Source organism: Ensifer sp. SL37 (genome assembly GCF_026672675.1).
In the GTDB taxonomy this organism is placed as follows: Bacteria; Pseudomonadota; Alphaproteobacteria; order Rhizobiales; family Rhizobiaceae; genus Ensifer; species Ensifer adhaerens.
The window spans coordinates 227,646-251,994 of sequence record NZ_JAPPRN010000006.1 but is presented as its reverse complement, the minus strand read 5'-3'; the positions used below and the strand labels follow the sequence as shown (position 1 = coordinate 251,994).

Sequence of the window (24,349 nt, the reverse complement as noted above, 5' to 3'; positions counted from 1 at the left end):
ACCGGATGCAGGCATGCGCATTGGAGGAGAATGAATCATGCTGACCGACCATTTCCGCCCGCAATCCTTCAACGGGATTGACGATATCGTCATCGTCGGTGGCGGCCTGGCCGGCCTCTTCTGCGCGCTGAAACTGAGCCCGAGACCGGTGACGATCCTTGCCGCAGCCCCGATCGGCCACGGCGCCTCGTCGGCCTGGGCTCAAGGCGGCATCGCCGCAGCCATGAGCCCCGGCGACACCTTCGAGAAACATGTCGCTGACACGTTGGCCGCCGGTGCCGGCATCGTCGACGAGAAGATGACGCGCATGATGGTGGCCGAAGGCCCGGCGCGCATTCACGATCTGCTCGAATACGGCGTGCCCTTCGATCGCGATCTCGAAGGCAAGCTGCTGCTCTCGCGTGAGGCGGCCCATTCCGAGCGACGCATCGTCCGCGTCAAGGGCGACATGGCCGGCAAGGCGATCATGGAAGCGCTGATTGCCGCCGTCCGCCGGACGCCTTCGATCCGCGTGATCGAAGGCTATGTGGTCGAGGAACTTGTGCGCGAAGGCCGGTTCATCTCCGGCGTCATCGCCCGGCCCGATGCCGGCCAGTCGAAGAAGCGTGTGGCTTTCCCGGCCCGTGCCGTCGTGCTCTGCTCCGGTGGAATCGGTCATCTCTATGCTGTCACGACCAACCCGTGGGAAGCGTGCGGGCAGGGGCTCGGCATGGCCGCCCGCGCCGGCGCGATCATCGCCGATCCGGAATTCGTGCAGTTCCACCCGACGGCGATCAACATCGGCAAGGATCCGGCGCCGCTCGCGACCGAGGCGCTGCGCGGTGATGGCGCCCAGCTTCTGAACGCCGCCGGCCATCGCTTCATGCTCGATATCCACCCGGACGGCGAGCTTGCGCCGCGCGACATCGTTTCGCGTGGTGTCTTTGCCGAGGTCCAGGCCGGCCGCGGCGCGTTCCTCGATTGCACCAAGGCTGTGGGCAAGCATTTCCCCGAGATGTTCCCGACGGTCTATGCCTCTTGCATGGCGGCCGGCATCGATCCGGTGACGCAAGCCATCCCGGTCGTGCCGGCGGTTCACTATCACATGGGTGGCGTGCTCACCGATGCCGAAGGTCGCACCTCGATCGATGGTCTCTGGGCTGCTGGAGAAGTGACCTCCACCGGCGTGCACGGCGCCAACCGGCTCGCCTCCAACTCGCTGCTCGAAGCCGTCGTCTTTGCCGCCCGCATCGCCGAAAACATCAAGGGCACGCTGCCGACGCCGCAGCTTACCGAATGGGGCGATAATGCCGGCGAGAACGACGATCCGGTGACCGTCGAAGACAGCCCGCAACTGAAGATCCTGCGCCAGGTGATGAGCGATTGCGTCGGCGTGATCCGAACCCGCGAGAGCCTGGTAAAGGCGATCCGCGAGATCGCACAGCTCGAGCGCGACAACACCCGCATGCGCTTCACCAACATTATTACCACGGCCAAGTTGATCGCCGTCGGCGCGCTGCGGCGCACGGAAAGCCGCGGCGGTCACTTCCGCGCCGATTGCCCACAAGAACAGCCGGAATGGCGCCGCCGCACTTATCTGACGCTCGCCGACGCCAACCGCCTGGCGAGCGAACTGGCGGAGACGGAGGCGGCGTGATTTCACGCGCGCCGCTTGCATGGACCGACACTCAAGGACGAAAAAGCAGATGACCGCAGCCCTCCGCCCCGAACTTCCCGCACTGATGATCGAGGACCAGGTGCGTGCCGCACTTAACGAGGATCTCGGCCGCGCCGGCGACATTACCACGCTCTCGACCATCGGGCCGGAGCTGACCGCAAAGGCCGGCATGAACGTGCGCGATGCGGGTGTTGTTGCCGGGCTGGAGCTTGCGCGTGCCGCCTTCCGTCTGGTCGATCCGTCGATCCACTTCGAGGCATTGGTGGCGGATGGTGACCGGGTCGCGCCGGGCACGGCGATCGCCCGGATCTCCGGTCGCGCCCGCGGGCTGCTGTCGGCCGAACGCGTTGGCCTGAACTTCCTGATGCACCTTTCGGGCATCGCAAGCTATACGGCGAAATTCGCCGACGAGATCGCCCACACGCGTGCGAAGGTCTGTTGCACCCGCAAGACCATTCCTGGGCTGCGGGCGCTGGAAAAATACGCGGTGCGTCTGGGCGGTGGCTCCAATCATCGCTACGGCCTCGACGATGCCGTGCTGATCAAGGACAATCACATTGCCGTATCTGGTGGTGTCGCCAGCGCCGTCCATGCGGCGCGCGCCTATTGCGGCCATCTCGTCAAGATCGAGATCGAGGTCGATGGCCTCGATCAGATGCGCGAGGCGCTGACGGCCCAACCCGACGTCATCCTGCTCGACAACATGGGGCCGGACTTGCTCCGCGAGGCCGTTGCGGTCAACCGCGCGTTTTGGCAGCTCTCCGCCGACGCCTATGCGGTCGATGCCCGCCGGACGCGGTTGGAGGCTTCAGGCAACGTCAAGATCGATACGGTGCGGGCAATCGCCGAGAGCGGCGTCGACTACATCTCGACCTCGAAGATCACCATGGCTGCGCCGACGCTCGACATCGGCCTTGATGTGGTGATCGAAAGGTAAGCAACTCCAGGAAAAGTGCGAAGCGGTTTTCTGTCCGGAGTTGCGCCAAAAAGAGGCCAACTCCAGGAAAAGTGCGAAGCGGTTTTCTGTCCGGAGTTGCGTCTTTTCAGAAGCTAACCGAGGTTTTGGACGTCAACGCTGCATGATGAACGGGCAGGAGAAACGTTCGCCGACGGTGATCTGCGTGCCGCAGTCGTAGCGGCAGGTCCGGAACTGCCCGTTCAGGTCCTGGCTGTTGAGATTGCAGATGGTTGTCTGCGGCTGCATGCCGCCGCCCTGTTGGTTCTTGAAGTAGTCGGGCATCTTCGGCTTTTCGTCGGTTCCCGATTGGGGCGAGGTGCCGAGCAGCGACGTAAGCAGGGTCAGGACGAGCAGCATGGTTGTCACCTCGGTCGTAAACGCCGCATGGTTTGCGGGCAGCGAAAGTTCGGTCGCGTCCCCCTGCACCGATTATAGCATCATCCCCGCACATGTAGGGCGTTCTGCTGGAGGTTTTTAGGTGCCGATCCGCGGTTCAGGGATCGGTGGCTGCGATCATCGCCCACCGACCTTGAGCCCCGGGGCGGGGCGCTCGTCGAGGATCTGGCGGCGGAAGCGGAAGAGGGCGGCCGGCCGCCCACCGGTGGAAGACAGCGTCATCCCCGTCGGCTCCACCAGTTCGGCCCCTTCGACCAGGCGGCGGAAGTTCTGCTTGTGCAGGTGGCGCCCGGAGATCGCTTCGACAGTTGCCTGCAGATCGGTCAGCGTGAACTCGGGCGGCATCAGTTCGAAGACGACCGGCCGGTACTTGATCTTGCCGCGCAGCCTCGCCATCGCGGTCGCGACGATACGGCGGTGGTCGTGGCGCATCGCCAGCCCGGCGGTCAGAACGTCGTTGCCATTACCGTGGCCGTCGATGGCCGCCTCGGGCACGAGCCCTGCCTCGTAAAGCAGCTCATAGCGCTCCAGCACGCGTTCCTCGTCCCAGGGAAAATCGCCGAGGCCGAAGGCCAGGCGGATGCGCGCCCGGCGCCCGGCAATCCGGGCGGCTCGGTCGTCACCGGACACACCTGTTTCCCAGCGGGCAAGTGCCGGCAGGAGCGCCTGGTCCAGCACCGCCGGGCGACCCTGCCGCCAGTCTTCCCAGGGCAGGTAGCCGTACCAGTCGCGCCAATGCGCGCCGGCTTCGGCCAGCCGTTCGGTGTTTTCGGCATCGGTTCTCGTCAGGGCCAGATAGCCGACCGAGACCATGTGCTTGCCTTCTTCGCCCGGCAGCCGCTGCCGGCCGCGATCGCCGAAGGTGTAAAGCTGTTCGATATAGCCGAGCTTCAGCGCCGTACGCTTTTCGACGCGATCGCGCAGGCTCGTCTCAAAGGTCCGGTGGAGCGCCGGATCGAAGGGGCCGAAGGGCAGGCTGTCACGCGCATCGCCGTCACTTTCGCTGACGGCGAGGATGCGCGGGCTGCGGTTGACGACGGCGACGATCGCCGCATTGAGGCCGATCTCGACCGTTGTCGGCTGCGTCTCAATCGGCAACGGCTGCTCCTTCGGAAGCAAGCGGCAGAACGAACGGCGCATTGCCGTCGGCATCCGCGCCGCGACCGATCGCGCGAACGGCGGCGATCAACCTTCCATTGCGCGCGAGCACGCCGTCGCCAATTTCGACAAGCCGGCTGTTGGGGGTCGCATAGGGCGAGGCGCGGCGCAGCCGCTGCACCAGCTCCGCGTCGTCCTGGTCCGGCTCGGCCGCGAGCGCGGCGATGAGGGCGGCTGCCGGCGAACGGGAGACGCCCATCCAGCAATGAACGAGGAGCGGCCGTGCACGGTCCCATTCGCGCGCAAAGGCTACGATCTGCCGGACATGGTCTTCCTGCGGCGCAATGAGGTCGCCGGTGCCGGCAAAGGTGATGTCGTTCATGCCGAGCGTCAGATGTCGCGCCTTGGCGATGACGCCGGGGCGATGGAAATCCTGGCCCTTGGCGACGAGGCTGATCATCTCGGTGCAGCCATGGCGGACGGCCATTTCGGCGATGCGGGAAAGCGGAGAAACGATAATGCCGGGCATGTCAGATTTCCGCGCGCGCGGGCACGCGCTGCGCTTCCAGCGTGAGGAACCGTTCGGTGAACAGGCGCTGCGCCTCGACCGCCGGCAAGGGATCGATCAGCAGCGTCTCGCGGGTGATGCCGCGCGGCTGGCCGAAGAACTTGCGCGCCTCTTCGACGGAGAAGCCGGCAAGCACCGTTGCTTCGAAATAGGCCGCGACATGATCGGCCTTCTTGATGCGGTCCTTCAATTCCTTGGAGCAATGCGGCGGCAGGCCGAAACGAAGGTGAATGGCGCTTTCCAGCCGCTTCTCGACCGATTTGTAGCCGCCGCCGACCACCGCCTTGAACGGCGAGATCATGTCGCCGATCACATATTCCGGCGCGTCGTGCAAAAGCGCCAGCAGGCAATCGTCGGTGCTGCACTTGTTGCTGCGGCGAAAAATATCTTCGACCATCAGGCTGTGCTGGGCGACGGAGAAGGCATGATCGCCGGCGGTCTGGCCGTTCCACCGGGCAACACGGGCGAGGCCATGGGCGATGTCGCCGATCTCCACATCGAGCGGCGAGGGATCGAGCAGGTCCAGCCTTCGGCCGGAAAGCATGCGCTGCCAGGCGCGGGCCGCCGTCACGCGCTTGCCTCGTCCGTGCTGGTCGGGAAGGTGAGGCCGGTCCATTCGGGCAGAACCATTGTCACCGGCACGTCGCCGGCGAGCAGCGGGATCCCATTCGCCATGGCTTCGCCGGCCTTGTCGATGCGCACGATCGCGAGCGCCGACTTGCCCTGCACCGTGCCCAGCGCGCCGATCGACTTGTCGTTCGCCGTAATCGTCGTTCCCGTCGGGGGAAGGGCGGCGTCCGCCGAAACGATCACGACCCGGCGGCGCGGCGTGGTGCGGTGCTGCATGCGCGACACCACTTCCTGACCGACATAGCAGCCCTTCTTGAAGGAGAGGCCGCCGTTTTTGTCCAGGAGCACGTCATGGGGGAATGCGTCTTGCACCGCATAATCGGCACCGGCATTCGCAATGCCCGCTGCGATCCGCAGCCGTTCGAGGTCTTCTGCGCCGGCCGTGTCGCCGGTGGCTTCCCCATAGGCGCGAAAGAGCGCAACGCCCGCCTTCTCGAAACGGTGGTCCCTATAGGCACCCGTCGGTGCTGCTTCGTCGAATATCACGGTGACGGCGTCGGAAGCCCTGATCGAAAGCTCGACTGCCGAGCGAAGCTTGTACATCGTCATGCGCTTCAGCAGCGCTTCGGCCTGGTCGCGTGCCGTTTCCAGCCGTAGGCCGTCGCCGTCGCGGGAGATCAGGAACTCGAACAGGATCTTGCCCTGTGGCGTCAGAAGTGCGCCAGGACGCGCCTCGTCGGGCGCAAGCGCGTCGAGATCGGTGGTGATCAGTCCCTGAAGAAGATCTTCGGCGTCCTTGCCGGAAATGGAGACGATCGCACGATCGTCGAGGCGAACTCTGGGCATCGTTCGAATCCTGTTCGACGGGAGGGGAGAATCCCGCGCTAACCTAGCAAACGATCACCTGGTTAGCCGCGGCCGACTCAGGCCCCGGTCTCAGCGGCGATCTCTTGGCGAAGAGGTAGGATGTTCGGCTGTCATCGGCAAGCAGGTCGCCGGCGCTCAGTCGCCGGCGATGAAGAATTTCCACTTGCCGTCCGGCATGATGCCGACGCGATAGAAGTTGTAACTGCCGAATTCTTCCATGTCGGCAAAGTCACCGGCGGTGACCAGGCGGAACAGGTCGACCTTTTCCGGTGCCGTCAGCGTCGAAAGCTTCTTTTCCGCAAAATAAGGCCAGACATAGGCCTCCTGCGGCGTGCCCTTGTCTACCAGCACGAAGCCGGTCGACAGCACGTCGAGCAGGATCGCGAGAATTTCGACGCCTTCCTGGTCGCCCGAAAGGCTCTTCAGGATCGACACCGGGTCTTCATCGCCGGTGACGCCGGTGACCTGGGTCTGGTTCGGGCCCTTGCCGAGCAATGGGCGCAACCGCTCGATGTCGCCGGAAGCCGCCGCCTCGACGATCAGCTCGCGCATGCGGGCGACCGGCGCCGGAATCTTGGAAACGTCGGTCAGGACTTCGACAGGCCCGGTCGGCTCCGGTTCTTCGGCTTCGGGAGCGTCTTCCTTCGTGGCTGTCGCCGACTTGTTGATCAGCGGGTCGGGCATCGGGATTTCGAGCGGAAGCGTCTCTTCCTCATCCGGCTCTTCGGCAACGGGTTTGGCGGCAGGCGGCGTCGCCTTCTGGTCGCCGGCGGCAGGCTGTTGCTCGGCCGGAACGGGCTGCGGCGCGCCCTGCAATTCGCTGAGAGCGAAGGCGGGGGAAACCGCTGCCGGGGTGGTCAAGGCGACACCGGCCAACAGCAGTGTGGCGAGGCGAACCGGAAGGGTCCGGTTTGCAAGATTCCGATGCATCGGGCAGTCCTGATATTACTGAATCGTGCGCTGGGGCGAGAATTCGCCGGCGAGCACGCGCTCGCGAAGCGAATTGAGCATTGCTTCGGCGCCGTCTTCGCCATGAAGCCGAACGGTTTCCCGCATGGCAAGGGCAATGGCCGCATCCGCGATGATTTCCGGCTCGATACCGTCGGCCATTCCGTCCGCCCAGGCCTCGCTCTGGTGTTCCAGCGCAGCCTGCATCTTCTCGTGGACGATCATGTCATCGATGTCGGTCAGGCTTGGTTCCATCATTCGTTCCATGCGACTTCCATTGTGCAAGCGGTTCAATTTATGGCCGTTCGGCTGAACTCCGACTGAACGACCGTGACGGACTCGCCACTTCTTACCACTCTCTTAACGAACTTAGCAGCCTTTTCCCGAAACGACACGGGGTCGTGAGAAAAGAGGTTAATTTATTGCTAATTTCCAAAGCGGGCGACGATTTCTGACGCAAGTGTTGCCCCTTCGGCACGATATCGCTGTTCGGCGACGATCGCAGGGCCTGTGCAGCTCGTATAGACCGATGCGAAGGTGCGGTACCCGCGGTTGAAGGCGGCAGTCATCCGCTCGCGTCGTTTGACTTCGGTGGCGGTTTCTTTGTCGATCAGATCCTGCATCGAGCGGCGCCAGACGTCTTCCGGTTCTTTGACGCAGAGATTCCTGAGGTAGTGCACGGAGCCGAGGATCTCCGAGAGTCGAATCAGCCGCTGGTCATAGGGCGTCGGCTTTTCTTCCACAGCGGCCGGGGCAGGGGCTGCGGTCTCGGTCTTGGCCGGCTCTTTCGTCGGTGTTTTTTGCGCCGCCGCACCAGTGGCGACCGTCAGGGCGATTGCAGCGAGCGTAAGCCTTGCGAGGATCGGGACAGGGATCATGATTTCATCAAGCCCGAATTGTCGGCGGTTTCAAGGCCGTCGCCGGATGTCGCGGCGTTCGCGCCGCTGCCGGAGAGCCTTTCCACACATTCGCGCACGCTGTCGGGGATCGGCAGGGCGAAGATCTCCTCAGGGGTGAACCAGCCGAGCCCTGCCGCGTCGTCGCTGGCGACGGCCACCGCGTCGGCATCCGCCTCGGCCCTGAACACCGAAAGCAGGAAGTGTCGCCCTTCGGACTCCTTGCCCGGCAGATCGTAGATTTCAAACAGCACCGGATCGCGCGCCTTGATGCCGGTTTCTTCGAACAATTCGCGAAGCGCTGTCTCCGCCGGCGTCTCGCCGGGCTCGGCACGGCCGCCCGGAAAGGCGTACATGTCGGCCGATGGTGGGTTGGCCCGGCGAACGAGCAGATAGCGACCGTCGCGTTCTAGAATGACGGAGGAAGCAAGTTCGGGCTTGGTCGGCATCAGGGAATCAAATCGTCTCGGTGGCGTTGACCCATCCTACGTGAAGTGCCACATCGATGTCATGTGCGGACGTTTTGCGCTGACGGCGACCCCCGACGAAATGATGGAATTGTTCAGCCTGCTGGAAAGCGACGACTTTCCGGCGCGCTTCAATATCGCGCCAACCCAGCCGATCATGGTTGTCGTGGCCGGCGAGCGCGCGGCACCCGGCAGCAACCTGCCGGAGCGCAAGGCGGTGCTCGTGCGTTGGGGCTTTATGCCGGGCTGGGTGAAAGACCCGCGTGACTTTCCGCTGCTGATCAATGCGCGGGCCGAATCGGCAATCGACAAGGCCTCGTTTCGCGCCGCCATGCGGCACCGGCGCGTTCTCGTGCCGGCCTCCGGTTTTTACGAATGGCGTCGGCCGCCGAAAGGCAGCCGCGAGCCGTCGCAGGCCTATTGGGTGCGCCCGCGGAAGGGCGGCATCGTCGCTTTCGCCGGGCTGATGGAAACCTGGTCCTCGGCCGACGGCTCCGAAGTCGACACAGCGGCCATTCTGACGACGGCCGCCAACGCCTCGATCCGGCAGATCCATGACCGTATGCCGGTCGTTATCCAGCCCGAGGATTTTGCCCGCTGGCTGGATTGCAAGACGCAGGAGCCGCACGAGGTTGCCGATCTCTTCGGCCCCGTCGCGGAGGACTACTTCGAGGCGATCCCTGTCTCGGACAAGGTCAACAAGGTCGTCAACACCGGTCCCGAAATCCAGGATGCCGTCACGCCCAGGTCGGTTGCGAATGCCCAGCTAAAGGGCAAGGGCAAGCCGACCGAGCCCGATGGCGGGCAGATGTCTCTCTTTTAAGGAAAAGAGCGTCGGAACCGTCAGGCTGGCCGCTTGGTCAGCTTGCCAGCCGGCTTCGCCTTCACCTGCAACGCTGCGGCAAGTACGGCCTTCAGGCCGAGCGGGCGATACTGTTCGACGAGGTTGGCGGATTTGGTGGTGTCTTTGGTCTTTGCGGCTTTCACTTGCACTCACTCCTTGATGCTTTCCCGAACCGGATACACTGCCGCTTTCGCACGTCTTCACGAAAGCGACGCTCCTCCTCGCTCTCCGGAGACAGGATTTCGTGGTGTGCTACCAACTACACCGCGAATCTGTTTTCCGCATGGCGATCTCAGATAAGCCTAATCATGACAAATCCATGACCGCGGAATCCTTTCGATAGTCGGCTGTGCTTGCACGCGGCTGACCTCTTGACCGAAATCGGGTGACGCGCGATAAGTGAGGCCATGAAAACGGTTATCTGCATTATCTGCCGGAACATTATTCGCTAGCGCTCCGCTGGCCTGGCCGTTTTCGTCTCCTAAAATCCAAGATGACAAACGCGCGGGCCTCCCGGGCGCGGTATTTTACGGTCGTATGCATCTTGGAGAATGGCAATGGGCGGAACGCCGACACTGAAGCTGTACAACACGCTGACGCGGGAGAAGATCGAGTTCAAGCCGATCGATCCCGACAACGTTCGCATGTATGTCTGCGGCCCGACGGTCTATGACTATGCCCATATCGGCAATGCCCGGCCGGTCATCGTCTTCGATGTCCTGTTCCGGCTGCTGCGCCATGTCTATGGCGCGGATCACGTCACCTATGCGCGCAACATCACCGACGTCGACGACAAGATCAACGCGCGGGCGCTGCGGGACTATCCGACCCTGCCGCTCAACGACGCGATCCGCCGGGTGACGGAGAAGACCGAAACGCAGTTTCTCGACGATGCCAGGGCGCTCGGCTGCCTCGATCCTGATGTCCAGCCGCGGGCGACCGACAACATCGCCCAGATGATCGACATCATCGAAAAGCTCATCGCCAAGGGCCACGCCTACCAGGCGGGCGGCGAGGTCCTGTTCGATACCAAGTCGATGGCCGATTACGGTCAACTCTCGAAGCGCAACCTCGACGAACAGCAGGCCGGCGCCCGCGTCGCCGTCGAGGCGCATAAGAAAAGCCCCGGCGATTTCGTGCTGTGGAAGCTCTCCGGCGACAACGAACCGGGCTGGGAAAGCCCGTGGGGCAGGGGCCGTCCCGGCTGGCACATCGAGTGCTCGGCCATGAGCAGCCGCTATCTCGGCGAGGTTTTCGACATCCACGGCGGCGGGCTGGATCTCATCTTCCCGCACCACGAAAACGAGATTGCCCAATCCCGTTGCGCCCATGGCACCGAGGTGATGGCGAATGTCTGGATGCACAACGGCTTCCTGCAGGTCGAAGGCCGCAAGATGTCGAAGTCCGAAGGCAACTTCGTCACCATCTACGAACTGCTGCACACGGAAAAGTTCGCCGGCCGCCAGTGGCCGGGCGACGTGCTGAGGCTCGCGATGCTGATGACGCACTATCGCGAGCCGATCGATTTTTCGGTGAAGCGGCTGGAAGAGGCAGAGCATCTGCTCTCCAAGTGGCCGGTGCCGGGTGACGCCACGGGTGAGGCCGACCCGGCCGTGGTCGCCGCACTTGCCGACGACCTCAACACGGTCGCGGCCGTCCAGGCGGTCCATGCGCTCGCCCAGAAGGCGGCGACCGATCCGAAACTGCTCGGCACCTTCGCCGCAAGTGCTGCGCTGATCGGCGTGGTGCCGCAGGCGGTCGAACTCGACGAGGGGCTGGTCCGCGACATCGACAGCCGCGTGCGGGCCCGTCTGGAACTGCTGAAGGCGAAGAACTTCGCGGAAGCCGACAAGATCCGCGATGATCTGCTGGCGCGCGGTGTTCAGCTGAAGGACGGCAAGGATCCGGCAACCGGCGAGCGGGTGACGACCTGGGATATCAAACGGTGACGGTGGGCCGCCCCCAGAGCCCTGTCCGATCGCTCTGATCGGTTCGGACAGGGCATCTGAAAGGGCAGCGGAAAGCGGAGCGCATGCATGAAAGAGGAGTTCGTGCGATGATCGACCATACGGGCATTCCCGTCGCGGATTTCGACCGGGCGCAGTCGTTCTACGACAAGGCCTTTGCTCCGCTTGGCGCCTCCTTGCTGATGATGGTGCCGTTGGAGCACACCGGCGGCGTGAAGGTCGGCGGTTATGGCCGCGAGCGGCCGGTTTTCTGGCTGCATGAAACGGCCGAGGCAGGCCCGGGCCGCCACTACGCCTTTTCGGCGCGCAGCCGCGCCGAGGTCGATGCCTTCTATGAAGCGGCGATTGCCGCCGGCGGACGTGACAACGGCAAGCCGGGGCTGAGACCGCACTACCACCCGGACTATTACGGGGCCTTCGTATTCGATCCCGACGGCAACAATATCGAAGCCGTCTGCCACGCGCCGGGCTAAGGAGGAGTTGCGATGAGTCTCGACAACAGGCCCCATTATGCCGGCGGCTGCCAATGCGGCGCGGTCCGTTTCCGCGTCGAGGGCAAGCTCGGTGACGCATCCGTCTGTCATTGCCGCATGTGCCAGAAGGCGAGCGGCAATTTCTACATGCCCTTGGTTTCGGTTCGCGGCGCGCATGTGACCTGGACCCGCGGAGAGCCCAAGCGCTTCCAGTCGTCAAACGCCGCGCGACGCGGCTTCTGCGCCGATTGCGGCACGCCGCTGACCTACGAGGCACCGGATGGCATGGCGCTGGCGATCGCTGCCTTCGACGAGCCGCAAGGCATCGTGCCGACCATCCAATGGGGAGTCGAGGGTAAGCTGCCCTATGTCGATCACGTTGCCGATCTGCCTGGCGTTCATACGCTGGAAGATCCGGACGCAATCGAGTTCCTGACCAATCTCGTTTCCTATCAGCATCCCGACCACGACACCGAGACCTGGCCCCCGGAGGAGAAGCGATGACCGAAAACGTTCGAACAGGTGGATGCCAATGCGGCGCGGTCCGCTTCCGGATCAAGGGTGAACTCGGACGCGCGTCGATCTGTCATTGCCGCATGTGCCAGAAACAGTTCGGCTCGTTCTTCTCGGCGCTGGTGACGGCGCCGAAGGATGGCGTCGAATGGGTGCGGGACGAACCGAGCTATTTCCAGTCCTCGGTCAACATCGACCGTGGCTTCTGCCCGAAATGCGGAACGCCGATGACCTATCGGCATCCGGGTGGCCTTGAGATCGCCATCGGCACCTTTGACGATCGCACCGATCTGGCGCCGAAAATCCAGGTCAATCACGCCTCGCGGCTGCCCTGGGTCGATACGATCTTCGAGCAGCCGGTGCTTGAGGATCAGGATTTTTACGCCAGGCAGGAAAGCATCATCTCGTTCCAGCATCCCGACCACGAGACCGATCAATGGCATCCCTCGGGAGCATTCCGGTGACCATCGCGCGCATCTATACGGGCGGATGCCAATGCGGCGCCGTGCGCTACCGCGCCGAGGGCGTGCTTGCGGACCCGCATATCTGTCATTGCCGCATGTGCCAGAAGGCGACCGGGAACTATTTCATGCCGCTCGCCAATGCGTCCCGAGACACGTTCGACATTACCCGGGGCCAGCCGTCCTGGTTCCGCTCGTCGCATCTGGTGCGCCGCGGTTTTTGCAGCGATTGCGGCACGCCGCTGTTCTACGATATGCCCGACGAGAACTTCATCAACATCGCGCTCGGCTCGCTCGACGACCCCGATGACGTACAGCCCGTTTACCAGTCCGGCGTCGAATCCCGCGTCATATGGTTCTCACGGCTCGCGGGCTTGCCACCAAGGGAGACGGATGACGGTAGCGAGGTCTCGGCGACCCGCCATCTGATCGTTCTCGAAACCAACCGCCAGCATCCCGACTACGACACCGTGCACTGGCCGCTCACGAAAGACTGAAAATGACGACTGTTCTGCGTACGCTTTATCCGGAAATCGAACCCTATGCGTCGGGCCACCTCGAGGTCGGCGACGGTCACACCATCTATTGGGAAAAGGCCGGCACGCCGGGCGCTAAGCCTGCCGTCTTCCTGCATGGCGGGCCAGGCGGCACGATCTCGCCGAACCACCGCCGCCTGTTCGATCCGACGCTCTACGACGTAACGCTGTTCGACCAGCGCGGCTGCGGTAAGTCGACGCCGAATGCCAGGATCGAAGCCAACACCACCTGGCATCTCGTCGCCGATATCGAGCGGCTGCGCGAGATGGCCGGCGCCGACAAGTGGCTGGTCTTCGGCGGTTCCTGGGGATCGACGCTGGGGCTTGCCTATGCCGAGAAGCACCCGGAACGGGTTTCCGAACTGGTGCTGCGTGGCATCTACACGCTGACCAAGGCCGGCTCGACTGGTACTACCAGTTCGGCGTCTCGGAGATGTTCCCGGACAAGTGGGAGCGTTTCATCGCGCCCATTCCCGAGAACGAGCGCCACGAGATGATGCACGCCTATCATCGCCGCCTGATGAGCGAGGACAAGGCGACACGCCTTGCGGCCGCCAAGGCCTGGAGCATCTGGGAGGGAGAGACGATCACGCTGTTGCCGGAGCTCGCAACCAGCGAGCCCTTCGCCGACGACGATTATGCTGACGCCTTCGCGCGGATCGAGAACCACTTCTTCGTCAATGCCGGCTGGATGGAAGAGGGCCAATTGCTGCGCGACGCCCACCGGCTGCACGGCATTCCCGGCGTCATCATCCACGGGCGGTACGACATGCCGTGCCCGGCGAAGTACGCCTGGCAGCTGCACAAGGCCTGGCCGGGATCAGAGCTGCATCTGGTCGAGGGAGCAGGCCATGCATATTCCGAGCCGGGCATCCTCGACCGGCTGATCCGCGCCACGGACCAGTTCGCAGGCAAGACCGAGCAAAAGTAAACCGAGCATATTTGGACGAGAGCCATGACCAGGGAACGCATCTACCTCTTCGACACGACGCTGAGAGACGGGCAACAGACGCCCGGCATCGACTTTTCCGTCGAGGACAAGATTGCGATTGCCGGCCTGCTCGATCAGTTCGGCATGGATTATATCGAAGGCGGCTATCCCGGCGCGAACCCGACCGACACGGAGTTCTTCGGGCGCAAGCGTACCCAGAAGGCCTCCTTCGTCGCCTTCGGCATGACCAAGCGCGCCGGAGTTTCTGCGTCGAACGATCCGGGCCTCGCGGCGCTGCTCGCGGCCAAAAGCGACGCCATCTGTCTTGTCGCCAAGAGCTGGGACTATCACGTCGAAGTGGCGCTCGGCTGCACCAACGAGGAAAACCTCGACAACATCCGGGCCTCGGTCGAGGCGGTGGTCGCCTCCGGTCGCGAGGCGATGGTCGATTGCGAGCATTTCTTCGATGGCTACAAGGCCAACCCCGCCTATGCGCTCGCCTGCGCGAAGACGGCCTTTGACGCCGGCGCGCGCTGGGTGGTCCTCTGCGACACCAATGGCGGCACGCAGCCTCCGGAGGTGCGCGAGATCGTTGCGGCCGTGATCGCTGCCGGCGTGCCCGGCGCCAATCTCGGCATCCACGCCCATAACGATACCGGCCAGGCGGTCGCCAATTCGCTTGCGGCGGTCGAGGCCGGCGTACGCCAGATCCAGGGCACGCTGAACGGCATTGGCGAACGCTGCGGAAACGCCAATCTCGTCACGCTGATCCCGACGCTTGCTTTGAAAGAGACCTATTCCAGCCGCTTCGAAACGGCGATCGATGCCGACCGCTTGCTGGAGCTGACGAAGCTCGCTCATTCCTTCGACGAGCTGTTGAACCGCTCGCCAGATCAGCAGGCGCCTTACGTGGGCGCGTCGGCCTTTGCAACCAAGGCCGGCATCCACGCTTCGGCATTGCTCAAGGATCCGCGCACCTATGAGCACGTGGCGCCGGAAAGCATCGGCAACCTGCGCAAGGTCATGGTGTCCGACCAGGGCGGCAAGGCCAATTTCATCAACGCGCTGAAGCGCCGCGGCATCGTCGTCAGCAAGGACGACCCGAAGCTCGACAAGCTGATCGCCATCGTCAAGGAACGCGAAGCGACCGGCTATGCCTATGAAGGGGCGGATGCGAGCTTCGCGCTGCTCGCCAGCCGCATTCTCGGCACGGTGCCGGATTTCTTCCACGTGGAAAGCTTCCGGGTGATGGTCGAGCGCCGCTTCGACGCCAACGGCCATCTGAAGACGGTGTCGGAAGCGGTGGTGAAGGTGGTCGTCGACGGCGAGACGATGATGTCGGTCGCCGAAGGCCACGGCCCGGTCAACGCGCTCGACCTGGCGCTGCGCAAGGATCTCGGCAAGTACCAGTCGGAAATCGAAGACCTGGAGCTCGCGGACTACAAGGTCCGTATCCTCAATGGCGGGACCGAGGCGATCACCCGCGTTCTGATCGAATCGACCGATGGCACGGGCGCACGCTGGTGGACCGTGGGGGTCTCCGACAACATCATCGATGCGTCTTTCCAGGCGCTGATGGACAGCATCGTCTTCAAGCTGCTCAAGAACCGCGACCACGTCGGGCTGATCGCCGCCGAGTAATTTCGGCGATCGGCCCGGTAACGCTGATGAACTGGTCGGGGGAGGGTGAGCAAAACTCATTCTCCCTTCACGGAAATGAATTGGTGCATCACCGGCCATTGGGGTAGGACGCACCAATGGGAGATCGTGCCGGCCGACTGGCTGTGCCCTCCCTTCTGACCGGTGAGCGGCCGTTGCCGCCAGGGCTCTCCGGCAAAACACCAGGAAAAGATGATATGGCCGAGCCGAAAGCACCCGCCGAAAATACCGATTCCGCACAAGGCTTTGCCTTCGCGCTGACCGCCTATCTGCTTTGGGGCTTCCTGCCGTTCTTCATGAAGGCTGTCGCCCATATCCCGGCGCCGGAAGTGGTGGCGCACCGGATCGTGTGGTCGGTGCCGCTCGCAGGTCTCGTGCTGCTCTGGCTCGGGCGCACCGACGATATCAAGACGGCACTGCGCTCGCCGCGCATGCTGTGCATGGCCGCACTGACCGCCGTGCTCATCACCATCAACTGGGGCATCTATGTCTGGGCAATCGGGGCGGGCCGCGCCATCGAAACCGCGCTCGGCTACTACATCAATCCGCTCTTCTCGATCTTCCTCGGCGCCGTGCTTTTGAAGGAGAGGCCGAACCCGGCGCAGATGGTCGCAATCGCGCTCGCTGCCTCCGCCGTCGCCGTGCTCGCCTTTGATGCCGGCGGTCTGCCGTGGGTGTCGATCGGCCTCTGCCTGTCCTGGGGTTTCTACGCCTTCTTCCGCAAGACCCTGCCGGTTGGCCCCAACCAAGGCTTCTTCCTGGAAGTCCTGCTGCTGAGCGTTCCGGCCATCGGCTACATCATCTGGCTGGAGACGACGGGGCAGGGCCATTTCGGCGACACCGGCATGGCCGACGTCCTGTGGCTACTGTCCTGCGGCATCGTCACGGCCGTGCCGCTGATGATCTATGCCAATGGCGCCAAGCTCCTGCGCCTCTCGACCATCGGCATCATGCAGTACATCGCGCCGACGATGATTTTCGTGATCGCCGTCTTCGTCTTCCATGAGCCCTTCGGTACGGCAAAGCTCATCGCCTTCGGCCTGATCTGGGCGGCGCTGGTGATCTATACCGGCGCGATGCTGGCTGAAAGCAGGGCGCGCCGCGCCCTGCAGGCAAGCCCCGCCGAATAAGGTCGGTTGCAATAGAAACAAAAAAGGCGCGCCGGGGGCGCGCCTTTTTTGTTGGCTGAACAGGTTTCTCAAAGCTTGGAGATGATCTCGGCTTCGCCGTCGCGGCCGTTGCCGCCGTTGGCGGCCGCCAGGATGGTCGGCACGATGTCGGCGGCGTCATTGACGACGAGCGGCTGCACCAGATGCGCCGTGTGGACGAAGCCCTCTTCGCGCATGTGCTGCAGGAGGTCCATCATCGGCCTCCAGAAATTGTTGATGTTGCCGAAGACCATCGGCTTGCGGTGACGGCCGAGCTGCGCCCAGGTCATGATCTCGACGATCTCTTCAAGCGTGCCGATGCCGCCCGGCAGAGCCACGAAGGCGTCGGCGCGTTCGAACATCGTGTGCTTGCGCTCGTGCATGTCGGCCGTGACGATCAGTTCGTTCAGTTGGCCGAGCGAATGGCGGGTCGCTTCCTTGTCCATCAGGAATTCAGGGATGATCCCGGTGACTTCGCCGCCGTTGGAAAGCACGCCGCTGGCGACCGCTCCCATGATGCCGCGTGTGCCGCCGCCATAGACCAGGCGCAGCCCGTGATCGGCGATGGAGCGGCCGAGCGCGCGGCCGGCCTCCATGTAGGCATTGTCGCGTCCCGGCTGTGAACCGCAATAGACGCAGATGGATCGAATCGTGCTGTTCTCGGTGCTCATGCCCCCCAAAAAACATTGCAGCGCAGCATGGGTCAAGAAAAATGAGGGGAAACCCGGCTTTCTGTGGGTTGCCGTGCCTTCGGCTGCTTGTATGCCGAATCGCGAATCGCTAGCAATTTCAGTGATTGATTGAAGAAATCGGACGAGTTGCTTGCTGTTGCGCTATAATGACGGCGCAAGCCCGCACCGCAGGCCGATGAGAGGGCATGCGCGGAGCGTTGCTCCGCTCCGTGTGGAGAGTGGCATGATCAAAAATAAGGCCGGCTGGGTGGCCATTTCTGTCCTCGTGGCAGCAACAGCGTTGATGGTATTCGTAATTCAACCGAACTTGCGCGACGACGGCCAGAAGCCAACGGCGGAGCAGGCGGCAGGCACCGCGACACAGTCGACCGAGGCGACGCCTGCGATCAGTGGCCCGCAGGCGGCTGGCGCCTCTGCCGAGACAGCAAAGACGGATGCTGCGCCGCAGCAGGAACAGTCGAAGGCCGACGCGGCGACTGCCGCCAATGCGCCTGCAACCGATCCCGCCATTCCCGGTTTCGATGTGTTGCGCGTGGAGCCCGATGGCTCGACGGTGATCGCCGGCCATGCCCAGCCGAATTCGAAGCTTGAGATCCTGAGCGGCGATACGGTGGTCGGCACCGCTGATGTCGGCGCGACCGGCGACTTTGCCGCGGTCTTCGACGATCCGCTTCCGGCGGGTGACCATCAGCTCACGCTGCGCAGCACCGGCGAAAACGGTGCGGTGAAGAGCTCCGAGGAGGTCGCGACCGTTTCTGTTCCCAAGGATCCGTCCGGTCAACTGCTTGCCATGGTCTCGAAGCCCGGCATGGCGAGCCGGCTGATCACGACGCCGGATACGGTGGAGGGGACAGCGGCTGTGGACGCCAAGCCGGCCGAGGTTGCTTCCGCAACGCCGCAGGCGGTCGATACCGCTACTGCGCCGGCCAAGCTTTCTGGCGTGCCGGGCCTGCAGGTGAGCGCCGTCGAGATCGAAGGCAGCAAGATGTTCGTTGCCGGCAGCGCCAAGGCAGGCGCCTTGGTTCGCGTCTATGCCGACGACAGGCTCGTCGGCGAAATGAAAGCCGACGACAAGGGCCACTTCGTCGTCGACGGCCAGATCGAGTTGACGGTGGGCAGCCACATCATTCGGGCCGACATGCTGAACGAGGATGGCACCAAGGTCGTGATGCGCGCTTCGGTTCCCTTCGACCGGCCCGCCGGATCGCAGGTCGCGGCCGTGGCACCTTCGGGCACGCCGTCCGCAACCGCGGGTCTCGATGGCCTGCGTGCGGAAGCTGGAAAGGCGCTCGCGCTGCTGAAGGGTCTCTATGCCAATGGCAAGGTGCCGAACGGCGAGCAACTGGCCGCCGCCCGTTCGGCGACCGAGATCGCGTTGAAGTCGCTTGCCGATTTCCGCCTCGCCGACAGTTCCGACCAGACGCTCGTCGCTTCCGCGACGCGGGCCGCAAAGGCCTCCGCAAGTGCGCTCGCGGCGCTGAAGGCTGCACCTCAGGACGCATCGAGCGTGGCGACGGCACTTGCCAAGGTTGATGAAACGGTTGGTGCGGTCCTTGCCGAGCAGGGCAGCGCCACGCCGGCGTCGCCCGAGAAGGCCCAGCCGAAGGACAATGCCCCGGCTCCGGGCGAACTGGCAAAGGCAATGGGTGCTGGAAGCGCAGTTGTAAACGACGCTGCACCGGCGCAGTCGGCGACCGAAACCGCGGCCGTTGCAGCCTCGCCCGACCAGCCCCAGACGCTCGAGCAGGCTCCGCTCAAGGAGAGCAAGAGTTCGGTGATCATCCGCCGCGGCGATACGCTGTGGCAGATCTCGCGTCGCGTCTACGGCGCCGGCCTGCGCTACACCACGATCTATCTCGCCAACCAGGACCAGATCGAGGATCCGGACCGCATTCGCCCGGGTCAGGTCTTCGGCGTGCCGGACAAGGCGCTGCCGGACGACGAATCGCGGGAAATTCACAAGAAGCACATGAAACAAGAGCAATAAGCAGCCGATCGGCGGCCGCCGACATTGCGGCGGCTGCGACGGATGCTTATCTCCAGACCAAGGGCGGCGCCTTCGACAGGGCGCCGCTTTTCATTGAACGGTGATGACGGCGCCGCAGGTCTTCGTTTACAGGGAAGGCTCGGCGCAGAGCTTGGATGCGCAACAATCTGCCTCCAAGCGCGCAAACGTAAGAGCGGATCAGAACGTGGCACCCCAGAAGAAAACCGTTTCGGCCGATACCAGCAATCCCTTGCATACGATCGCCAATCTCTGGCCCTACATGTGGCCATCGGACAGGGCCGATCTCAAGCTTCGGGTGATCTGGGCGACGGTCATTCTGATCATCGCCAAGGTCGTCCTGATCCTCGTTCCCTATTCCTTCAAATGGGCAACCGATGCGCTGAACGGCAAGCCGGATGTCCTGGGCTTTCTGCCCGTGTTCATGACCGGCGCGGTCATGCTGGTGCTTGCCTACAACCTCGCGCGTCTTTTGCAGGCCGGCTTGAACCAGCTGCGCGATGCGCTGTTTGCAAGCGTCGGTCAGCACGCGGTCCGGCAACTGGCCTACAAGACCTTTGTGCACATGCACCAGCTGTCGCTGCGCTTCCATCTGGAGCGGCGCACCGGTGGGCTTTCTCGCGTCATCGAGCGCGGCACCAAGGGCATCGAAACGATCGTCCGATTCACCATCCTCAACAGCGTTCCGACCCTGATCGAATTCCTGCTGACGGCAGTGATCTTCTGGTGGGGCTACGGCTTCAGCTATCTCCTCGTCACCGCCGTCACCGTCTGGCTCTACATCTGGTTCACCGTGCGCGCGAGCGACTGGCGCATCGCCATCCGCCGTTCGATGAACGACAGCGACACCGACGCCAACACCAAGGCGATCGACTCGCTGCTGAACTTCGAGACGGTCAAGTATTTCGGCAACGAGGAGATGGAAGCCCGTCGCTTCGACAAGTCGATGGAACGCTACGAGGCGGCGGCGACCCAGGTCTGGACGTCGCTCGGCTGGCTCAACTTCGGCCAGGCGTTGATCTTCGGCGCCGGTACGGCCGTGATGATGATCATGTCGGCGCTTGCCGTGCAGCGTGGCGAGCAGACGTTGGGTGACTTCGTCTTCATCAACGCCATGCTGATCCAGCTTGCGATCCCGCTCAACTTCATCGGCTTCGTCTACCGCGAAATCCGTCAGGGGCTCACCGACATCGAGCATATGTTCGACCTGCTCGACGTGCGCGCCGAAGTGGTGGATCGCCCGAATGCGAGCGAACTTGTCATCGGCAAGGGCGCCATCGCCTTCAAGGATGTGCATTTCGCCTATGACGCGGCGCGTCCGATCCTGAAGGGCATCACTTTCGAAGTGCCCGCCGGCAAGACGGTCGCCGTCGTTGGCCCCTCCGGTGCCGGCAAGTCTACGCTCTCGCGGCTGCTCTATCGCTTCTACGACGTGCAGGAAGGGGCGATCACCATCGATGGCCAGGACGTGCGCACAGTGACGCAGAAGAGCCTGCGCTCGGTGATAGGCATGGTGCCGCAGGACACGGTGCTCTTCAACGACACCATCGCCTACAACATCCGCTATGGCCGCGTTTCGGCGAGCGAAGCCGAAGTCGAGGCGGCGGCCGAAGCCGCGCAGATCGCCGAGTTCATCCGCACGCTGCCGGAGGGCTTCCAGGCCATGGTCGGCGAACGGGGCCTGAAGCTTTCGGGCGGCGAGAAGCAGCGCGTTGCGATCGCCCGCACCATTCTCAAGGCGCCGCCGATCCTGATCCTCGACGAGGCGACCTCGGCACTAGATACGCGCACGGAGCAGGAGATTCAGTCGGCACTCGACGTCGTTTCGCGTAACCGCACGACGCTTGTCATCGCGCACCGGCTCTCGACCGTCATCAACGCCGACGAGATCATCGTGCTGAAGGACGGCGTCATCGCCGAGCGCGGCACCCATGGCGAGCTGATCGATCGCGACGGCCTCTATGCCTCGATGTGGAGCCGTCAGCGCGAAGCGACGCAGGCCGAAGAGCAACTGAAGCGCGTGCGCGAGAGCGACGATCTCGGCATCGTCACGCGCGGCGAGCCGGCGGTTTGATGGCGTCTTTTTCTTTGCTGAGCGCGACGCGTTTTGTCGCTACCGGGCGGGCAGCGTTGCCCGCCGGGACATTTCGCGCTAGAGCGGGGGCAGGAAAAGCGTTTGCGGTTTTCCGTCCGCATCCCGCGCTAACTTATAGAAAACGATCACGTTCCACGGAAAATCTGGAGTAGAGTTCATGAGCCTGGTCAATACGATCCGCAACACGCTCGTCCCGGTGCACAAGGAAGGCTACCGCTTTGTTGCGATCTTCTTCGTCGTGTCGCTGGTGCTTGGCTTCCTGTGGGAGCCGTTGATGTGGATCGGCTTCGTGCTGACCGCGTGGTGCGCTTACTTCTTCCGCGACCCCGAGCGCATGACGCCGCTCGACGACGATCTGGTGATCAGCCCGGCCGACGGCCGCGTGTCGTCGATCGCGACGGTCCTGCCACCGGAAGAACTGAACCTCGGTTCGGAACCGATGCTGCGCATCTCCGTTTTCATGAATGTGTTCAACTGCCACGTGAACCGCGCGCCGATGGCCGGTACCATCACCCGCGTCGCCTATCGCGCCGGCAAGTTCGTCAATGCCGAGCTCGACAAGGCGAGCCAGGAGAACGAGCGCAACGGTCTGGTGATCGATACAAAACACGGCGCCATCGGCGTCGTTCAGATCGCCGGTCTCGTTGCCCGCCGCATCCTGTGCTGGAAGTACGAGAACGGCTCGCTGGAGGCCGGTGAACGCTTCGGCCTGATCCGCTTCGGCTCGCGTCTCGACGTGTTCCTGCCGGCCGGCTCCGAGCCGCGCGTCAGCGTCGGGCAGACTGCCGTTGCGGGCGAAACCGTGCTCGCCGAGTTTGGCTCGGCCAAGGGCCCGGTCATCAGCCGCCGCGCATAAGGAGTGTCTATGGAAGGCTCTGAACAGGAAAAACCGATCGACACGCGGCAGGCGTCCGAGGACGCCAGCGGCTCGAGCGATACCGCACGCGGCCCACGGCTGCGCGAAATCCCGCTACGGTTGATGATCCCCAATCTGATCACCGTGCTCGCGATCTGCGCCGGCCTCTCGGGTATCCGGCTCGCCTTTGAAAACCGCATCGAGCTTGCCGTTGCCATGGTGTTGCTCGCCGCCTTTCTCGACGGCATCGACGGCCGTGTCGCGCGCGCCCTGAAGGCGACGTCGAACTTTGGCGGCCAGATGGATTCGCTCGCCGATATCATCAACTTCGGTGTCGCGCCGGCCCTCGTGCTCTATGTCTTCATCCTCGACCAGGCGCGTTCGATCGGCTGGATCGCGGCACTGATCTACGCGATCGCGATGGGCCTGAGGCTCGCCCGCTTCAACGTGATGGCGGAGCGCCAGGTCAAGGCGTCCTGGCAGTCGGAATATTTCGTCGGCGTGCCGGCGCCCGCGGGCGCCATGCTGGTGCTGTTGCCGGTCTATCTCGGCCTCCTGGGCCTGGCGCCAGAACGCACCTTCGCGCTCATCGCATCCGCCTACACGGTGCTGATCGCCTTTCTGCTCGTCAGCCGTCTGCCTGTCTGGTCCGGCAAGTCGGAAAACAGCCGCGTGCGCCGCGACCTCGTTCTGCCGGCGATCCTCGGCGTCGTCTTCTACGTCGCGACGCTGATGACCTACACATGGGAAACGATGGCGGTGACGGCGCTTGGCTACCTGATCACGCTGCCCTTCGGCGCGCGATCCTGGCAGCGCAAATATGGCGGCGACTGGCCGGCCCATCCTTCGACCGGCGGCGACGGCCTGCCGGGCGACAAGGACTAACGCAAGTCCGCGAGCGGCGTGAATCGGCTTTCCGACCGGCAATGCCCAAAATAAAAAGGCCACCGTGACGACACGGTGGCCTTTCTCATTTGAGCGGTGTGACGAAGCTTATTCCGGCAGCCGGTAGTCGACAATCTTGTCTTCGCGCACGATGTAGAGCTTGCCGGTCTCGGTCTGGTTGGGGCCAACCAGCGGCAGCAGCTTGGCTGCGACTTCCGAAGGATGCGGCACGGTTTCCGGATCCTCGCCCGGCATCGCCTGAGCGCGCATCGCGGTACGGGTGGCGCCGGGGTCGACCGAGAGGATGCGCAGCGGCAGGCGCTGCGTCTCGCCGGCCCAGGTACGGGCCAGAGCCTCGACGGCAGCCTTCGAAGCGGAGTAGGGCCCCCAGAAGGGCTTGCACTTGTGTGCAGCGCTCGACGACAGGATCAGCGCACGGCCGGCATCCGACTTGATCAGCAGCGGCTCGAGCGAACGGATCAGCCGCCAGGTGGCGTTGACGTTGATGTTCATCACTTTGTCGAACACCTTCGCCTCGACATGCCCGATCGGCGAGATCGTGCCAAGCACGCCGGCATTGGCAACGAGGATGTCGAGCTTACCCCAGCGTTCGTTGATCGCGCCACCGAGCTTGTCGATCGCCGGCATGTCGGCAAGGTCGAAGGGCACCAGCGTCGCCGAGCCGCCCGCCGCCTTGATCGCGTCGTCGAGTTCTTCGAGACCGCCGACGGTGCGGGCGCAGGCAACCACATGGGCTCCGGCCTTGGCCAGTTCGAGAGCGGTGAAATAGCCGATACCGCGCGATGCGCCGGTGACCACGGCCACCCGGCCTTTGAGATCGATCGTCATTTTTCTGTCT

General features: G+C 63.7%; 26 protein-coding genes and 1 pseudogene. 15 read left to right on the top strand and 12 right to left on the bottom strand.

Annotated elements, in window-relative coordinates; translation table 11 throughout:
• Positions 1-37: 37 nt before the first annotated feature.
• Positions 38-1,636, top strand: coding sequence for an L-aspartate oxidase (locus OVA00_RS13325; RefSeq protein WP_034804041.1), 1,599 nt, complete (start codon positions 38-40; stop codon positions 1,634-1,636).
• A 49-nt stretch (positions 1,637-1,685) separates the two neighbouring features.
• On the top strand, positions 1,686-2,594 hold the full coding sequence (gene nadC, locus OVA00_RS13320; RefSeq protein WP_034804039.1) for a carboxylating nicotinate-nucleotide diphosphorylase: 909 nt from the start codon (positions 1,686-1,688) through the stop codon (positions 2,592-2,594).
• A gap of 132 nt (positions 2,595-2,726) precedes the next feature.
• Here nadC and OVA00_RS13315 read toward each other — a convergent pair whose 3' ends face one another.
• The 9 genes from OVA00_RS13315 to OVA00_RS13275 form a co-directional block, all read right to left on the bottom strand.
• The gene (locus OVA00_RS13315) at positions 2,727-2,972 is read right to left on the bottom strand and encodes a hypothetical protein (RefSeq protein WP_077961811.1); all 246 of its coding nucleotides are present in this window, start codon (positions 2,970-2,972) and stop codon (positions 2,727-2,729) included.
• Positions 2,973-3,128: 156 nt separating this feature from the next.
• The gene (locus OVA00_RS13310) at positions 3,129-4,151 is read right to left on the bottom strand and encodes an NUDIX hydrolase (protein WP_034804035.1); all 1,023 of its coding nucleotides are present in this window, start codon (positions 4,149-4,151) and stop codon (positions 3,129-3,131) included.
• On the bottom strand, positions 4,099-4,638 hold the full coding sequence (locus OVA00_RS13305) for a tyrosine phosphatase family protein (RefSeq protein WP_268089107.1): 540 nt from the start codon (positions 4,636-4,638) through the stop codon (positions 4,099-4,101). Before OVA00_RS13305 ends, OVA00_RS13310 begins: the two co-directional genes overlap by 53 nt.
• A 1-nt stretch (position 4,639) precedes the next feature.
• On the bottom strand, positions 4,640-5,248 hold the full coding sequence (locus OVA00_RS13300; protein WP_034804032.1) for a YfbR-like 5'-deoxynucleotidase: 609 nt from the start codon (positions 5,246-5,248) through the stop codon (positions 4,640-4,642).
• Positions 5,245-6,093: a CAF17-like 4Fe-4S cluster assembly/insertion protein YgfZ gene (gene ygfZ, locus OVA00_RS13295; RefSeq protein WP_268089106.1), complete on the bottom strand. Its 849-nt coding sequence runs from the start codon at positions 6,091-6,093 to the stop codon at positions 5,245-5,247. The genes OVA00_RS13300 and ygfZ overlap by 4 nt, the downstream gene beginning before the upstream one ends.
• Positions 6,094-6,249: 156 nt before the next feature.
• Positions 6,250-7,044 (bottom strand): hypothetical protein, encoded by a 795-nt coding sequence (locus OVA00_RS13290; RefSeq protein WP_268089105.1) that lies wholly within the window; start codon positions 7,042-7,044, stop codon positions 6,250-6,252.
• A gap of 15 nt (positions 7,045-7,059) precedes the next feature.
• The gene (locus OVA00_RS13285) at positions 7,060-7,329 is read right to left on the bottom strand and encodes a hypothetical protein (protein WP_089043914.1); all 270 of its coding nucleotides are present in this window, start codon (positions 7,327-7,329) and stop codon (positions 7,060-7,062) included.
• A gap of 158 nt (positions 7,330-7,487) precedes the next feature.
• Positions 7,488-7,940, bottom strand: coding sequence for a TIGR02301 family protein (locus OVA00_RS13280; RefSeq protein ID WP_112983798.1), 453 nt, complete (start codon positions 7,938-7,940; stop codon positions 7,488-7,490).
• Positions 7,937-8,410 (bottom strand): NUDIX hydrolase, encoded by a 474-nt coding sequence (locus OVA00_RS13275; protein WP_268090330.1) that lies wholly within the window; start codon positions 8,408-8,410, stop codon positions 7,937-7,939. The genes OVA00_RS13280 and OVA00_RS13275 overlap by 4 nt, the downstream gene beginning before the upstream one ends.
• 58 nt (positions 8,411-8,468) lie before the next feature.
• Here OVA00_RS13275 and OVA00_RS13270 point away from each other — a divergent pair, with 58 nt between their 5' ends.
• Positions 8,469-9,248, top strand: a complete 780-nt coding sequence (locus OVA00_RS13270; protein WP_268089104.1) for an SOS response-associated peptidase — start codon at positions 8,469-8,471, stop codon at positions 9,246-9,248.
• A 20-nt stretch (positions 9,249-9,268) separates the two neighbouring features.
• On the opposite strand, the gene OVA00_RS13265 is transcribed toward OVA00_RS13270, so the two are convergent.
• Positions 9,269-9,412 carry a hypothetical protein gene (locus OVA00_RS13265; RefSeq protein ID WP_268089103.1) on the bottom strand — a complete coding sequence of 48 codons (144 nt, stop codon included), beginning with the start codon at positions 9,410-9,412 and terminating at the stop codon, positions 9,269-9,271.
• Between the two features lie 414 nt (positions 9,413-9,826).
• Here OVA00_RS13265 and cysS point away from each other — a divergent pair, with 414 nt between their 5' ends.
• The 8 genes and pseudogenes from cysS (at position 9,827) to rarD (ending at position 16,939) form a co-directional block, all read left to right on the top strand.
• Entirely contained in the window at positions 9,827-11,218 is a 1,392-nt protein-coding gene (cysS, locus tag OVA00_RS13260; RefSeq protein ID WP_112983799.1) for a cysteine--tRNA ligase, read from the top strand.
• Positions 11,219-11,325: 107 nt separating this feature from the next.
• Entirely contained in the window at positions 11,326-11,709 is a 384-nt protein-coding gene (locus OVA00_RS13255) for a VOC family protein (protein ID WP_034804024.1), read from the top strand.
• Positions 11,710-11,721: 12 nt separating this feature from the next.
• Positions 11,722-12,213, top strand: a complete 492-nt coding sequence (locus tag OVA00_RS13250) for a GFA family protein (RefSeq protein ID WP_034804016.1) — start codon at positions 11,722-11,724, stop codon at positions 12,211-12,213.
• A complete protein-coding gene (locus OVA00_RS13245) occupies positions 12,210-12,686 on the top strand; it encodes a GFA family protein (protein WP_034804014.1) in 477 nt (158 codons plus the stop codon). The genes OVA00_RS13250 and OVA00_RS13245 overlap by 4 nt, the downstream gene beginning before the upstream one ends.
• Positions 12,659-13,180 carry a GFA family protein gene (locus tag OVA00_RS13240; protein ID WP_034804013.1) on the top strand — a complete coding sequence of 174 codons (522 nt, stop codon included), beginning with the start codon at positions 12,659-12,661 and terminating at the stop codon, positions 13,178-13,180. Before OVA00_RS13245 ends, OVA00_RS13240 begins: the two co-directional genes overlap by 28 nt.
• Positions 13,181-13,182: 2 nt before the next feature.
• Positions 13,183-14,150: pseudogene (gene pip, locus OVA00_RS13235) on the top strand (prolyl aminopeptidase).
• A gap of 24 nt (positions 14,151-14,174) precedes the next feature.
• A complete protein-coding gene (gene cimA / locus OVA00_RS13230; RefSeq protein ID WP_060522115.1) occupies positions 14,175-15,791 on the top strand; it encodes a citramalate synthase in 1,617 nt (538 codons plus the stop codon).
• A gap of 215 nt (positions 15,792-16,006) precedes the next feature.
• Positions 16,007-16,939: an EamA family transporter RarD gene (gene rarD / locus OVA00_RS13225; protein ID WP_034804008.1), complete on the top strand. Its 933-nt coding sequence runs from the start codon at positions 16,007-16,009 to the stop codon at positions 16,937-16,939.
• A 68-nt stretch (positions 16,940-17,007) separates the two neighbouring features.
• On the opposite strand, the gene OVA00_RS13220 is transcribed toward rarD, so the two are convergent.
• Complete coding sequence (locus tag OVA00_RS13220; protein ID WP_034804006.1) at positions 17,008-17,628, bottom strand: TIGR00730 family Rossman fold protein; 621 nt, start codon at positions 17,626-17,628, stop codon at positions 17,008-17,010.
• A 244-nt stretch (positions 17,629-17,872) separates the two neighbouring features.
• On the opposite strand from OVA00_RS13220, the gene OVA00_RS13215 reads away from it, so the two are divergent.
• The 4 genes from OVA00_RS13215 (at position 17,873) to pssA (ending at position 23,490) form a co-directional block, all read left to right on the top strand.
• Entirely contained in the window at positions 17,873-19,636 is a 1,764-nt protein-coding gene (locus tag OVA00_RS13215; protein WP_268089102.1) for a LysM peptidoglycan-binding domain-containing protein, read from the top strand.
• A gap of 205 nt (positions 19,637-19,841) precedes the next feature.
• Positions 19,842-21,728 (top strand): ABCB family ABC transporter ATP-binding protein/permease, encoded by a 1,887-nt coding sequence (locus tag OVA00_RS13210; RefSeq protein ID WP_034804301.1) that lies wholly within the window; start codon positions 19,842-19,844, stop codon positions 21,726-21,728.
• 178 nt (positions 21,729-21,906) lie between these two features.
• Positions 21,907-22,605, top strand: a complete 699-nt coding sequence (locus OVA00_RS13205) for a phosphatidylserine decarboxylase (RefSeq protein WP_034803995.1) — start codon at positions 21,907-21,909, stop codon at positions 22,603-22,605.
• Positions 22,606-22,614: 9 nt separating this feature from the next.
• A complete protein-coding gene (pssA, locus tag OVA00_RS13200; protein WP_051659665.1) occupies positions 22,615-23,490 on the top strand; it encodes a CDP-diacylglycerol--serine O-phosphatidyltransferase in 876 nt (291 codons plus the stop codon).
• Positions 23,491-23,598: 108 nt separating this feature from the next.
• Here the strand turns inward: pssA and OVA00_RS13195 are convergent, their stop codons facing one another.
• Positions 23,599-24,339 (bottom strand): SDR family NAD(P)-dependent oxidoreductase, encoded by a 741-nt coding sequence (locus OVA00_RS13195; protein ID WP_034803992.1) that lies wholly within the window; start codon positions 24,337-24,339, stop codon positions 23,599-23,601.
• Between the last annotated feature and the right edge of the window lie 10 nt (positions 24,340-24,349).

What these genes read in the sequence shown, in the direction of transcription:
- OVA00_RS13255 (WP_034804024.1), top strand. Translation starts at nt 11,326, where the DNA reads ATGATCGACCATACGGGCATTCCCGTCGCGGATTTCGACCGGGCGCAG.
- OVA00_RS13305 (WP_268089107.1), bottom strand. Translation starts at nt 4,638, where the DNA reads ATGCCCGGCATTATCGTTTCTCCGCTTTCCCGCATCGCCGAAATGGCC.
- OVA00_RS13290 (WP_268089105.1), bottom strand. Translation starts at nt 7,044, where the DNA reads ATGCATCGGAATCTTGCAAACCGGACCCTTCCGGTTCGCCTCGCCACA.
- OVA00_RS13215 (WP_268089102.1), top strand. Translation starts at nt 17,873, where the DNA reads ATGATCAAAAATAAGGCCGGCTGGGTGGCCATTTCTGTCCTCGTGGCA.
- OVA00_RS13315 (WP_077961811.1), bottom strand. Translation starts at nt 2,972, where the DNA reads ATGCTGCTCGTCCTGACCCTGCTTACGTCGCTGCTCGGCACCTCGCCC.
- cimA (WP_060522115.1), top strand. Translation starts at nt 14,175, where the DNA reads ATGACCAGGGAACGCATCTACCTCTTCGACACGACGCTGAGAGACGGG.
- OVA00_RS13270 (WP_268089104.1), top strand. Translation starts at nt 8,469, where the DNA reads ATGTGCGGACGTTTTGCGCTGACGGCGACCCCCGACGAAATGATGGAA.
- OVA00_RS13205 (WP_034803995.1), top strand. Translation starts at nt 21,907, where the DNA reads ATGAGCCTGGTCAATACGATCCGCAACACGCTCGTCCCGGTGCACAAG.
- OVA00_RS13310 (WP_034804035.1), bottom strand. Translation starts at nt 4,151, where the DNA reads ATGCGCCGTTCGTTCTGCCGCTTGCTTCCGAAGGAGCAGCCGTTGCCG.
- OVA00_RS13325 (WP_034804041.1), top strand. Translation starts at nt 38, where the DNA reads ATGCTGACCGACCATTTCCGCCCGCAATCCTTCAACGGGATTGACGAT.
- OVA00_RS13280 (WP_112983798.1), bottom strand. Translation starts at nt 7,940, where the DNA reads ATGATCCCTGTCCCGATCCTCGCAAGGCTTACGCTCGCTGCAATCGCC.
- ygfZ (WP_268089106.1), bottom strand. Translation starts at nt 6,093, where the DNA reads ATGCCCAGAGTTCGCCTCGACGATCGTGCGATCGTCTCCATTTCCGGC.
- OVA00_RS13285 (WP_089043914.1), bottom strand. Translation starts at nt 7,329, where the DNA reads ATGGAACGAATGATGGAACCAAGCCTGACCGACATCGATGACATGATC.
- OVA00_RS13220 (WP_034804006.1), bottom strand. Translation starts at nt 17,628, where the DNA reads ATGAGCACCGAGAACAGCACGATTCGATCCATCTGCGTCTATTGCGGT.
- rarD (WP_034804008.1), top strand. Translation starts at nt 16,007, where the DNA reads ATGGCCGAGCCGAAAGCACCCGCCGAAAATACCGATTCCGCACAAGGC.
- cysS (WP_112983799.1), top strand. Translation starts at nt 9,827, where the DNA reads ATGGGCGGAACGCCGACACTGAAGCTGTACAACACGCTGACGCGGGAG.
- OVA00_RS13240 (WP_034804013.1), top strand. Translation starts at nt 12,659, where the DNA reads ATGGCATCCCTCGGGAGCATTCCGGTGACCATCGCGCGCATCTATACG.
- nadC (WP_034804039.1), top strand. Translation starts at nt 1,686, where the DNA reads ATGACCGCAGCCCTCCGCCCCGAACTTCCCGCACTGATGATCGAGGAC.
- OVA00_RS13250 (WP_034804016.1), top strand. Translation starts at nt 11,722, where the DNA reads ATGAGTCTCGACAACAGGCCCCATTATGCCGGCGGCTGCCAATGCGGC.
- OVA00_RS13245 (WP_034804014.1), top strand. Translation starts at nt 12,210, where the DNA reads ATGACCGAAAACGTTCGAACAGGTGGATGCCAATGCGGCGCGGTCCGC.
- pssA (WP_051659665.1), top strand. Translation starts at nt 22,615, where the DNA reads ATGGAAGGCTCTGAACAGGAAAAACCGATCGACACGCGGCAGGCGTCC.
- OVA00_RS13195 (WP_034803992.1), bottom strand. Translation starts at nt 24,339, where the DNA reads ATGACGATCGATCTCAAAGGCCGGGTGGCCGTGGTCACCGGCGCATCG.